The organism is Pseudomonas sp. Sample_11 (genome assembly GCF_004307505.1).
Taxonomy (GTDB): Bacteria; Pseudomonadota; Gammaproteobacteria; order Pseudomonadales; family Pseudomonadaceae; genus Aquipseudomonas; species Aquipseudomonas atacamensis.
This window is the reverse complement of the sequence record NZ_RCOD01000071.1, coordinates 42,758-55,582: the sequence shown is the minus strand read 5'-3', so window position 1 is coordinate 55,582 and position 12,825 is coordinate 42,758. Positions and strand designations below refer to the sequence as shown.

At 56.7% G+C, this 12,825-nt stretch carries 7 protein-coding genes; 5 read left to right on the top strand and 2 right to left on the bottom strand.

The window, feature by feature from the left end:
- On the bottom strand, positions 1–700 hold a 700-nt coding region (locus tag D8U60_RS19550), incomplete at its 3' end, for a pyruvate kinase (RefSeq protein ID WP_241663558.1).
- 172 nt (positions 701–872) lie between these two features.
- On the opposite strand from D8U60_RS19550, the gene D8U60_RS19545 reads away from it, so the two are divergent.
- On the top strand, positions 873–1,259 hold the full coding sequence (locus D8U60_RS19545; protein WP_016773461.1) for a hypothetical protein: 387 nt from the start codon (positions 873–875) through the stop codon (positions 1,257–1,259).
- A gap of 231 nt (positions 1,260–1,490) precedes the next feature.
- Entirely contained in the window at positions 1,491–1,850 is a 360-nt protein-coding gene (locus tag D8U60_RS19540) for a PilZ domain-containing protein (RefSeq protein ID WP_016773462.1), read from the top strand.
- A gap of 92 nt (positions 1,851–1,942) precedes the next feature.
- On the opposite strand, the gene D8U60_RS19535 is transcribed toward D8U60_RS19540, so the two are convergent.
- The gene (locus D8U60_RS19535; protein WP_024014114.1) at positions 1,943–2,320 is read right to left on the bottom strand and encodes a DUF6124 family protein; all 378 of its coding nucleotides are present in this window, start codon (positions 2,318–2,320) and stop codon (positions 1,943–1,945) included.
- A gap of 445 nt (positions 2,321–2,765) precedes the next feature.
- On the opposite strand from D8U60_RS19535, the gene D8U60_RS19530 reads away from it, so the two are divergent.
- From D8U60_RS19530 to D8U60_RS19520, 3 genes are all read left to right on the top strand, one after another.
- Entirely contained in the window at positions 2,766–5,600 is a 2,835-nt protein-coding gene (locus D8U60_RS19530; protein WP_241663557.1) for a hypothetical protein, read from the top strand.
- Between the two features lie 200 nt (positions 5,601–5,800).
- Positions 5,801–9,019, top strand: a complete 3,219-nt coding sequence (locus D8U60_RS27940) for a hypothetical protein (protein WP_241663556.1) — start codon at positions 5,801–5,803, stop codon at positions 9,017–9,019.
- 143 nt (positions 9,020–9,162) lie between these two features.
- A complete protein-coding gene (locus D8U60_RS19520) occupies positions 9,163–12,810 on the top strand; it encodes a Tc toxin subunit A (protein WP_130900714.1) in 3,648 nt (1,215 codons plus the stop codon).
- Positions 12,811–12,825: the final 15 nt, after the last annotated feature.

The following is a 12,825-nucleotide window of genomic DNA, read 5'->3' as shown; positions in this document are numbered from 1 at the left end:
GGGTTTCGTCGTCGGCCACGGCTTCGGCGCGTTCGATCTTCGCCACCAGCCAGGCTGTGCCGCCGGCCTCGTCACGCAGTTGACGGGCGTATTCCATGTCGGCGGCGTCACGCGGGAAGGACACTGCGAGGTAGTCGACTTCCATTTCGGCGGCGAGCTTGATGTCGGCCTTGTCTTTTTCAGTCAGGGCCGGCGCGGTCAGACCACCACCGCGACGGTTGATGCCTTTGTGGTCGGACAGCGGGCCGCCGATGGTCACCACGCAATGCAGCTCGGTGGCAGTGGCGGTTTCAACACGCATCACCACGCGGCCGTCGTCGAGCAGCAGCTCGTCGCCCACGCCGCAGTCCTTGACCAGATCCGGGTAGTCGATGCCGACCACTTGCTGGTTGCCTTCGGTCAACGGATGGCTGGTGGAGAAGGTGAACTTGTCACCGATCTTCAGCTCGATCTTCTTGTTGGCGAATTTGGCGATACGGATTTTCGGGCCTTGCAGGTCGCCGAGCAGGGCGACGAAGCGGCCGTGCTTGGCAGCGAGGTCACGCACCAGTTTCGCGCGAGCCTTGTGCTCGTCGGGGGTGCCGTGGGAGAAGTTCAGACGGGCAACGTCCAGACCAGCCAGAATCAGCTGTTCGAGAACTTCCGGCGAGTTACTGGCCGGGCCAAGGGTAGCGACGATTTTGGTACGACGGACGGACATGCAAAGACTCCTGAGTTCAAGCGCAGGCAGAGGCTACTATGCTCGAAGGGTGTAGTCATTGTTCGAATGCACTACTTATCGTTTTCTTTATTGAACGTGGCAACTTCGGGACAAACGCGCCTGAAGATTTTCGACCAGGGGTCGATACAGAGCACAAGACAGGAGAACCCCCATGCGATTGTTGCCCATTGCCGCCCTTGCCCTCAGCGTCCTCGCCGCGACGGGCTGCACCCGTTGGTCGATGAACCATCATTTGAACAACGCCTACAGCGCCTATGAACGTGGCAATTGCGAGCAGGTCATGCTTGAACTGTCCAAAGTAGAACGTGCCAGCCGCGCCCGCCCGTACGTGTGGCCGGAAGTGTCGATGATGCGCGGCCAGTGCCTGGAACGGCAGAAGCTGTACATCGACGCGGTGCAGACCTACCAGTTCATCATCGCTTCGTACCCCAACAGCGAATACGCCTACCGCGCCCGCGCGCGTCTGGAAACCTTGCAGAGCCTGGGCCATTACCCGACACGCAGCGCCGCTGCGGTGGTGCGGCCGACACGCTTCTGACGGTACTGTCGTACAAAATCTGGCCGTCTGTACAAGCTCCGCTATAGTCAAGGAAACCGCTTGCGAGGCTTGTCTCGATGGCGGCGCAACACCTGCGACTGGCAGTGGTAAAAGTGACGGCGATTGTCGCGACCGTCACACCGGAAGCGGGGAGAGCGGGCCTGCCTACAGGCTCGTTCCGAAGCACAGGTGCGGCTCCCTGGCGGAGCCCTGCATGGCGTACAGCACATCATGTTTACCGACCGCCGGATCGAACGGCACCAGTTGCCGTATTACCTCAGAGTGTTCAATAGCATCACCGACAAACCCGTCGGCTTTCTCGGCAACGTGTCTGCGGACGGGCTGATGCTGATCAGCCAGTTGCCGATGATGATCGGCGCAGATTTCCAGTTACGCCTCAAAGTCCCCGCCCGCGATGGCAGCCAGCAAATCATCGATTTCAGCGCCTGCTGCGTGTGGTGCCATGAAGACGCCACACCGCTGCATTACGACGCTGGTTTCATCCTGCGGCGTGCGCCGGCGGAGTTCGGCGAGCTGGTGCTGGCGCTGAAGCAGTACTTCAGTTTTCAGCCGTTGCCGGCTTCTGCCTGAACAACAAAAGATCGCAGCCTTCGGCAGCTCCTACAGGGGAACGCATTCCAGATGTAGGAGCTGCCGCAGGCTGCGATCTTTTGATCTTGACGTCACGCCACCGCGATCGCCCGCTCCTGATCCAGCGCCTTCTCCGCCAGCAATAACCCCATCTCGCTCAACTGATAGATCGCCATCGCCAGATGTCGCGGCTTGTCCTCGAGGCTGTCCGCCAGGTCGAGCAGCAGAATGCTGACCGAAGAAAAGGTTTCGTAGGTTTGAATGGCCATCGCTTCGGGGTTGATGTCGGGCGCGACCATGAACATCTGCATGCCGCGATCGACGGAATTGCACGACGGCGCAGCGCCGGGTTTTTTCAGGTAGTGATCGAGGGCTTTTTCAGCGGCCTCGTGGAGTCTGGTGGAATCGGGGGAAGCGTAGGGGGAGGTCGAGTCTTCGGTTTCAGGGGGATTGGGTGTTGGTTTGATCATTGTCTGCACACTCATAGTTGGGGCATCCACCTCTTCGCGACTAAACGAAAGGGTGGCGGCTGTAAGCAGGTTAGTCGACCGGGAGTGCACAAACCGGCGCGCCCTGAGGCGCCCTGCGAACAGCCACCATCGAGTGCGGGGATAGGGATTACCCGACTTGATGACGCTTATGCGCAATGCACGACCCGGGCGACTAAACCCGACCACTGATTGGCAGCGGCACGGATCAAGTTACGGGGCAGCTTCAAAGCGCACAAGCCGGCGGATTCTGAGTGATGTGTAGGCAACGGCGCAAGCCGATGTAGCCGCGTGTTAATGGCTGAAGGACGTCTGCATGTTGCGGCGTGGGAATAGTTACCGCTGGTCGGGACTGTCAGAGTTGACAGGTGTACCAATATTTGAAGCGACCTACTTTGGATAACGAATAACATCCAAGGTATTGACCATGTCTACGGACCGCTCAAATTCACTGCGCCCCATTCAATTTCCAGAATTAACGAGAGCACAGTTCTACACTGGCGTGGGAGATATTGCTTTTTACATCCCCTTGGATGCCCGCGTAGGGGTCAGTCTCGTCTATCGGGAGAACGACGTAGGAAAAGACACTATGCAGGGGTGGTACCAAGGAATGACCACCCATCATTGGGAAGCGTGGCAGGACCCCGGTCCCTTTCCTGTTCCAGCGATGCTCAGAGAGTTGGTGGGGCGGTATTCGGTCGATTCAAATCCAAGCCCTGTTACCTCGGTTTTTTTCTGGACCGGGTCGCCTCCCGCTGTTGAGGAGTGGGGCGGAGATCTTTCCGCTACCGGTTTTCCGGTTTTCAAGGGGGGCGGCGCGCCGGGTACTGCGGTCAGATTGATGAACAACCTCACCAAAGAATATTTGAGCGAGCCCACACAAATATCCGGTGACGGTAAGTGGGAAATAGCAATCTCAGAGCATTTGAGTGGTGGGTCTATCCTCGCCGAGATGAAATACGAGTTTAGTTATTTTCGACTGCTTCCTACATATAGCGCTCCGATCCATATTCCAAGTTATATTCCTGTAATAACTGCACCTGAAGGTATCCAGCAGACAACCTTTACGCTTGCAGGTATTGATGCCTGGAGGGGAGGCAGCGTTATTGTTTATAAGGAGTTCAGCGGAGTCGTTGGAAGGACTCCTGTACTTTCCACAACGATATGGAGCACTTCTATTACGCTGCCGCCAGGCCCGAATTCATTGGTGGTCTTTCTGAATATAAATGGTGTTGACTACCCACGTGGCTCGCCGCGTGCTTTCAAAGTTCGTCCGCCTACCTTACAGCAGCCCATCATCATTAGCTCTGGAACCACGGTGACATTCTCCGGTAGTGGTTATTACGATCCGAAGCTCGAAACGCAGATTCAATTCACTATCAAGAGTCACCCGGGCGCAGAGCCACCGGCCACGCCCCCTAATGTCACGATACAGCAGGACGGAACCTGGCAAAGCACTGCAACCGGCTGGTCGTTAGGCGCTTATGCAGTTGAGGTGATACAGAGAATCGCTGACAACGCCAGCGGCTGGATCGAGTCGCTCCCGCTGACCTTCGAAGTCAAAAACATTCTCCCCGATGTCAGTGACGTGCAATTCACCAACGACTACCAACCGACCTTCAGCGGCAAAGGCTTCAACGGCGCCATGGTGCATCCAAACAGGCCCAATAGCGGATACCTCGAAGCGCCTGAAGCTGAGGTCGACGGCGGGCGATGGTCTACCAAGGCTTCAACGGTCTGGGGACCGTCGTTCGAGCGTGAGGTACACATAAAGCAATTTCTCGACGGTCATCAGTCGCCAAACTGGTTTGTGCTGAAAGTCACCATCGCGCCGCAGGCCCCTGGCCTGAACGAGCCTGAAGATGACGGACTTTCGCCCAGGTTCAGCGGCACGTGCTGGCCGGGTGCAACCGTGAACATTGAGTACAGCGACGAAACCGGCACTGTGCACAAGGGCATCGTCAGTGCTGGCACGTGGCAGTTCAGGCGCGACAAAGAATTTGCCCTGGATATCACACATACCGTCACGGTAACCCAAGTTGCCGCGCAGCAAACTTCGCAGCCGACATCCACGACCTTTATTGTCAGGAGGCCGATGGTCACGCCAGTGATTACTCAGCCGCCGGACGGCTCGGAAGTCGGCCGTGTCGTAACGGTCGAGGGCACGATGGGAATGGTGGGTGCTACCTTGCAACTGCGTGACAAACGGTTTGGCCGTCCGTTGGGAGAGCCGAAAGTATTGAGCCAGGACGGCGACTGGTCGATTGACCTGAGCCTTCTGGAATTCAGGCTCTACACCTTCGACGCACAGCAGACACTGGACGGTCGACCGTCGCTGTACAGTGACGAGCATGAATTGACGGTGGTGTTGCTGCCGCCAGAATTTCTCCAGCCGATACCAAACGGCAAGTTGCCACGAACTGCATTGCTCGAGGGTACCGGCATGAGGGGCGGGGTTGTCGAAGTCTGTCTGCTAGGGCTCACCGAACCTCTGCTCAGTAATGTCGATGTCGACTGGCACGGCATTTGGCAAGCCGAAGTGACGTTGCCGGTGGGCAGCAAAACAATCTGGGCTCGGCAAAGGTACATGGATGAAAGCGGCACACTGCAGGAGTCGAAAGACAGCGAGCCGCTGCACTTTGACGTCGTGCCGGCCGCCCCCTTCATTGAAACCCCGATCGAGGACGATGCCATCGGGCAGCAGGTGGTGGTGTGCGGTTTTGGCGTGCCGGGCGATACGGTTACGGTGACGCTGGTCGGTGCCACGCGCTCAGAGCCGGCAAGTGGAATCGTGCAGGAAAATCGCACCTGGTCAGCGATGCTCGATGCAAGTTCGCTGGTCGGGGGGCTTTACCGGCTGGAGGCATTCGCATCCCGGGACGGTTTCGAATCGTTTGAAACACTGCGCTCGGTCATGTTGGGTACTTTTGTGCCTGTCCTCGACGAGCCGGCGGCGGGACGCTGGGTCACTCAGCCAGTGCAGTTCAGCGGCAAGGGCCGTCCGGGCGTGGGCGCCGTCGTGAGTTGGTACAACCCGGACGTGCAGTGGCTGGCTCAGGTACCTGTGGTCGATGAGCACTGGCGCGGGGAGGCGACAAGGGAACTGCCTCTGGCGGGTAACTGGTACCGATTCCGGCAGACGCTGACTGACGCAGCGGATGACGCAACGATGTCCGATTGGGCGGACAGTGCGCGTTTTGAAGTCGAAGCCGCGCGCCTGATCAGCCATGCCGGGCGGCGTTTCATATGTACAAGTTGGTGAACTCTGAGTGATGTGTGGCAACAACGCAAGCTGATGCAGTCGCGTTTAATGGCTGAAGGACGCAAGCATATTAAGGCGTGGAATAGTTACCGTTGGTCGGGACTGTCAGGTTTTACAGGTGTAGCGATGCGACGCATCGGTATTCAATGAATGTGACCTGTTTTATCTATCAGCCAGCTTGCCCTTTCTGAGATCCGGCCATGGAACAAGATGATGGTATTAAAGATCCTTCCGACAGCTTCCCCCCGAAACAAGAGGTAGTCTGCGCTGAGGAGATCGGAACGGATGTAGCATTTGTAACCCATGAGCTGCACGCGGAAGAAGACGGTAGGTGGGCGCAGCTTCGAGTGAGCTATGCCTACTCCTACGATGGTTCGACATTTACTTGCATCGTGTCAGCGTACAGAGCAAAAGAGAATCGACGTTATGAAGGGAATGTAAAATTCTATCTTTCGTTGGTTAGCGGTGAAGGTAATGTAAGAGAACTGACGGGCAGTGCTCGCCAGACCGGTGAGTGGATCGATCTTGATGAACCCTATCGAGAAATGATTATCGCCAATCAGAGAAACGTAACAGTGGGGTTCGATTATATTTATGATGTAGATAACGCAAGTGATCCGGTTCTGAAAACCTACAAGATCGCCAATTATCGGATGCCCATTCCAACCATCAGTGCAATCCGAAACTTCACATCTTCAACTTTCGCTGTCAAGGGTACGGGGGCAATATACCGTTATACTGTTGTACTGGACGATGGGCGCGGTACGATTGGGGCAGAAGAGGCTTTCTACGATCCTTGGTCAGTGCCAGTCACCGTGGCAGAAAACAAAAACTCTCTAATGTTTCAAGCATATCAAATGTACGGTGGTAGGGTTTCCGAGCGGACGGGTTATATAACAGTCTACCGCGCTCGAATTACTTTCCCGGCAGCTAATGCTTTGATGTTGGCAAAGGATGTGGTTGGTTTCAGAGGTATTGCTGCGTCGGGTACTGATATCAGAGTAGTTGGGCACTCAAATCACTATGAGAACTGGAGCGACGTTATTACTGTCGGAGATGCCGGTACGAGTTGGGAGGCTAAGGCAACAAAGGTCCCGGTAAGTGGGACGATCTCGGTTACCGCTGAACTCAAATCACCGAATATCAGTCATTTTTATACCGAGGCCGCGACTTTCAGAGTCATGGGTGTGCCGTCAATATCCGAACCACCTGAGTTGGCAATCCATGATCCAGACTTCCTCCTGAAAGGAACCAACGGCCTGGCTGGCGCGCGATTGAGAGCATTTTTCGATCTGACGAATGATTCCGTTCCTGGCTGGGAAGTCGTTAGCGATGTAGACGGGCCGTGGGAGGGGATGATCAAAGTGCCGCCAGGGGCGATCAGCCTTGTTGTCGAACAGGATCTGGATGGCGTGTCATCCGGACGCAGTGCACCACAGGCCTTCAGGATTCGCCCGCCCACCCTGCAACAGCCCACCGTCACCTTCGCTGGAACTACAGTAACTTTCTCCGGCAAGGGTTATTACGATTCCAAACGCAAATCTGAAATCCAGTTCACCGTCAGGGGGGGGGCGGTGCAAGTTCCCACGCCCGCAAATGCCGAAGTGATGCCGAGTGGCACATGGAGCACCGCAGCGCAGGAATGGACTGTCGGTACCTACAACGTTACCGTCATTCAAAAAATCGCTGACAACGCCAGCAGCTGGATCGAGTCGCTCCCGCTGACCTTCGAAGTCAAAAACATCCTCCCCGATGTCAGTGACGTGCAATTCACCAACGACTACCAACCGACCTTCAGCGGCAAAGGCTTCAACGGCGCCATGGTGCATCCAAACAGGCCCAATAGCGGATACCTCGAAGCGCCTGAAGCTGAGGTCGACGGCGGGCGATGGTCTACCAAGGCTTCAACGGTCTGGGGACCGTCGTTCGAGCGTGAGGTACACATAAAGCAATTTCTCGACGGTCATCAGTCGCCAAACTGGTTTGTGCTGAAAGTCACCATCGCGCCGCAGGCCCCTGGCCTGAACGAGCCTGAAGATGACGGACTTTCGCCCAGGTTCAGCGGCACGTGCTGGCCGGGTGCAACCGTGAACATTGAGTACAGCGACGAAACCGGCACTGTGCACAAGGGCATCGTCAGTGCTGGCACGTGGCAGTTCAGGCGCGACAAAGAATTTGCCCTGGATATCACACATACCGTCACGGTAACCCAAGTTGCCGCGCAGCAAACTTCGCAGCCGACATCCACGACCTTTATTGTCAGGAGGCCGATGGTCACGCCAGTGATTACTCAGCCGCCGGACGGCTCGGAAGTCGGCCGTGTCGTAACGGTCGAGGGCACGATGGGAATGGTGGGTGCTACCTTGCAACTGCGTGACAAACGGTTTGGCCGTCCGTTGGGAGAGCCGAAAGTATTGAGCCAGGACGGCGACTGGTCGATTGACCTGAGCCTTCTGGAATTCAGGCTCTACACCTTCGACGCACAGCAGACACTGGACGGTCGACCGTCGCTGTACAGTGACGAGCATGAATTGACGGTGGTGTTGCTGCCGCCAGAATTTCTCCAGCCGATACCAAACGGCAAGTTGCCACGAACTGCATTGCTCGAGGGTACCGGCATGAGGGGCGGGGTTGTCGAAGTCTGTCTGCTAGGGCTCACCGAACCTCTGCTCAGTAATGTCGATGTCGACTGGCACGGCATTTGGCAAGCCGAAGTGACGTTGCCGGTGGGCAGCAAAACAATCTGGGCTCGGCAAAGGTACATGGATGAAAGCGGCACACTGCAGGAGTCGAAAGACAGCGAGCCGCTGCACTTTGACGTCGTGCCGGCCGCCCCCTTCATTGAAACCCCGATCGAGGACGATGCCATCGGGCAGCAGGTGGTGGTGTGCGGTTTTGGCGTGCCGGGCGATACGGTTACGGTGACGCTGGTCGGTGCCACGCGCTCAGAGCCGGCAAGTGGAATCGTGCAGGAAAATCGCACCTGGTCAGCGATGCTCGATGCAAGTTCGCTGGTCGGGGGGCTTTACCGGCTGGAGGCATTCGCATCCCGGGACGGTTTCGAATCGTTTGAAACACTGCGCTCGGTCATGTTGGGTACTTTTGTGCCTGTCCTCGACGAGCCGGCGGCGGGACGCTGGGTCACTCAGCCAGTGCAGTTCAGCGGCAAGGGCCGTCCGGGCGTGGGCGCCGTCGTGAGTTGGTACAACCCGGACGTGCAGTGGCTGGCTCAGGTACCTGTGGTCGATGAGCACTGGCGCGGGGAGGCGACAAGGGAACTGCCTCTGGCGGGTAACTGGTACCGATTCCGGCAGACGCTGACTGACGCAGCGGATGACGCAACGATGTCCGATTGGGCCGATAGTGCGCGTTTTGAAGTCGAAGGCGCGCGCCTTTCCAGAACAATTCCTGAAGCCTGACTTCCGACGAACGGTTATCAAACCTGTCATAAATGACAGTGGACTGAACGGCTTTCGCAGCGCTAAATCGTACTTACTGAATGTGCAGCCCGACGAAGGATGTCGGGCTGTGCGGGCCAGTTGTCGCCTAAAGGAATCTGATCATGGTTGATTCGCGCCGTCCCGCCCTGCAACTGTTCGACCAGTTGTTCAGCGAGAAACAACGAGCACAGGACGTCGGACTGCAGAACCTCGAGACTTACCTGGAAAACGGTGGATCAATTTATCCACTGGTTGAAAAGGGTGTTCAAGGCATGCTCCAGGAGCACTCGCAACTCAGCTTTGAGCAAGCGCAACAATTCTGGCGCGGCGCCAACAGCATAGCCACGTCTCAGCGGCGCCAGTTTATCGAGAGGACGCTGAGGGGGAACAGGGACGCGCCAAAGCGCAGCTCCAGCGGTTTGCTATCGATCGTGGACGGTCCCAATTATCACGCTCTGATCGGTACCGATTTTGCTGCGCTGTGCCCGCCAGATGCGCTGGAGTCCATCTGGTCGCCAGTAGCCTATCTGATCGACTTGTTGCGCTGGGTTCGTGACCGTCTGGAGGGCATCAACAAGGAAGAAAAATATGCGCTGCATAACCGGCGCACGGATTTGCTGGCACTGAGCGTCGACTTCAATGCGGTTTATCAGTCGATCTCGTCTGTGGACATCATCGTCGAGGTGCTGGAGAAATTCATTGCGGCGAACACGGATGTCGATTCGATCGAAGACGCGCTGATCGCAGCTCGCTACCCCAACGGCCTGCCTTATTACCAGCATTGGGTCACGATTGATGGTATCGCGCAGGTTCATGATCTGTCGGTGGGCGACTTTGAGCACCGGGTCGACCTCTCTTATCCGTATTTTCTGCAAACCAATGGTCGGGGTGCCAATACTGCAAAGGGTTTCGCCCACGCTTCGCGGCTTGGCCCTTATCAGCGCCTGTTGCTGACAGAAACCCGAGCGGATTTCGAAGATCGCGAAAGTTTCTTTGCGCATAACTTTGGTACCACCAAGCTCGACGAATACCGGTTCCTCAATCAGGTGGTGTTCCTGGGTGAGCGCACCAAGCTCGACAGTCGGCAGATCGAAGCCCTGCTGTCGATTGGCGACTTTGCTCCGGTGCGCTCGAGCAATGTCACCTATATAGATGACAAGCCCGAGCATCCGGAAAGCGAGCGCTCGGGGTCAATCTATATCAATGACAACACTGCGCCGGCGGTGCGTATCGATAATGCAAGCGAGCTTCGGCATCGATTGACGGCAAATCCCGACGAGTCCATCGGGTTCAATCTTTATGACCGACTGAATCGGATGGTGCGCCTGGCGAGCTGGACCGGATTGCCGTTCGATCAGGTAGACGTAGTGTTGGCAGCTGCCATCAGGGCGACAGCGCTCGGCAATCGGCCTGAAGACTCTTCAGACAAAATGGAAATAACCAATGGCGTCGTGCATGCACTTGGCCTGTTTCAAAAGTTGCGCGAGCGCTACCAATGCACTGCCGCGGACTTCGCGGTTTTTATCGGTGAGATGTCGGTTTATGGCCGCGGCGAAGCGCTTTCGCAGTTCGATCAGTTGTTCAATTTCGAATCAGGCTATCGCGAACCTTTCAAGCTCGACAACGGTGCGTTTGCGGTAACACCTGTGCCTGGCATGGTGGATCTGACGATCAGCCAGCTCTGCAGTGGCCTGGCGATTGATCCGCAGACTTATTACGTTCTGGCGAAAACAGTGGCCAAGGCTTATGGCTTGACCGAAACACTGAATCGCAACGCAGCGATCATCTCAAGTTTTTATCGTTTGGTGTCGCTGCCCCGGCTGTTGAACATCACACCGGTTGAAGGTGTACTGATGCTGTCGATGCTGGGCGGCGATGAATGGATCAACCGCTTTGCCGGTGTCCCTGTCATTCACGATGTTCCGGACGGTTTACCGGATGCGCTGGAACTGATCGAGGCTATGCAAAGTTGCGTGCAGTGGTGCGCGCAAAACAGTCTGCCGGTGTCGTGGATGTTGCAGCATGCGGTCGACGCGCCACCGGTACAGGAACTGTCCGAACAGGATGAGCAGTTTTTCGAGCAGATTCGCAATTTGCTGCCGACGGCACAGCTGTCCAATAGCACTTTCCTTATGGCTGGCGTACCGACCGCCGGTGCTACTGACTGGATCGAATTCCTCGCGACGTCCGCCGACAGCCTGGGGCCGATAACCGATTTGTATGGTCTGATCCTGCCCTATGAGCAAGGCGCTGAGACGTATCCGGCCTTCGTCCTTCAAAAGATCTCATGGGCGGTCAATAGCGCCTTGGGTGAGATCGAGCCAGCATTGCGGCAGAACATCATCACCAGCATGGTCAGTGCTTTTCTACAGATGCGCGATGCTCAGACTTCGCTGGTAAGGGAGACGCTGGCGGCATACGCCGGCGTGGGTGTGGATCAAGCGTTGCTGGTCCTGGATTGGGCAGGCGTCACGGTGCATCAATTACTCCTGCATGTATTGGAGCGAACCGATATGCAAGCCGAGGCGTCCGGCCGTACACGTGACCGAGCCGCAAGCGCATCATTTGATCTGCTGGCTGAAATTCGCCGGCGCAGTGAGGTGGTGTCGACACTTGGGTTAAGCGCCGCGCTGTTGCAGGAATATCTGGATAGCGGCTACAAGGACTGGCTTGTTCAGGCCGACAAACATACGTTGACGGTGCGCACTCTTTATTACCTGACGACGCTCACTCGCGCTTTTGCCCTCGCTTCAACCGCGAGCGGCCAATCGCCACAGAAGCTTTTGGATTACCTGCGTCAGGTCAACGCATTGCCGGCAGTCAGCGGTGATGCGAAAAGGCTTGCGCAACAGGCGTCTGCCATCAAGCTGGCGAATTTTTTTGGCTGGAGCGTGCAGGAAGTACGCGAATGTGTCAGCCGCATCGATGCCGACGGGATTCTGAAGAACCTCAGCCAGCTCGATTTGTTGATGCGCGTGCTGACGCTGTCCACCGCGACCGGTATGGATGCGTTAACGATTTTTCTCATCGGTAATCTGCCCGAGACGGTCGACAAAAGTTCCTACGCCAAGGCCGCTGAACATGCCCTGCTCGGCGAGTCCAGTGCGCAGGCGCCAATTGTGCATGCACCGGGCGACGTCACAGGGCTGGTCACGATGACGTGCGAAGTGGTGGATAACAGCACCGTTGTGGCCAATAAGCCAGGCGAAAAAGTCACTTACAAGGTGACCCTCAAAGACGCCAACGGGGAGCCGCTGAGTGGCGTCACCGTCCATTGGCGCGCCACTTTGGGCACCATTAAGGACGACACCACCCTGATCGACGGGACGCTTGTGGCCGAGTTTATTCCCGGCAATGTCATGGGTCACGACACGCCATTGCTCTGGCTGGATTTGTTCGAACCGCAATATGCCCCTTCCATCGAGATCACGGCCGATTTCGCTACGCTGTTTTTCCCGCTTGAGGAACTTTCACCTACGCCTCTGGATACAGTGGAATACGGCCATGAAGTAGAACTTTATGCGGTGCTGGAAGACGCCTACGGAAACCGCGGACAGAACTCGCTGGTGGAGTGGTTCTGGACAATCGAAGCGCCCGCCAAGAGGGATGCCGTCACTATTCGGCCGGCGCAGGGTTTTACTGATCAGCAGGGGCTTACACGGGTTTTTGTTTCAAGCAGGACGGGCGGCACATTCGTGTTCAGTGTTCGCACTCAGTCTGGGGAAAGCGAAAGAATATTCACCAATGCCATCACGTTCGCCCGGAGCTAGTGGCAGGACGTTGCG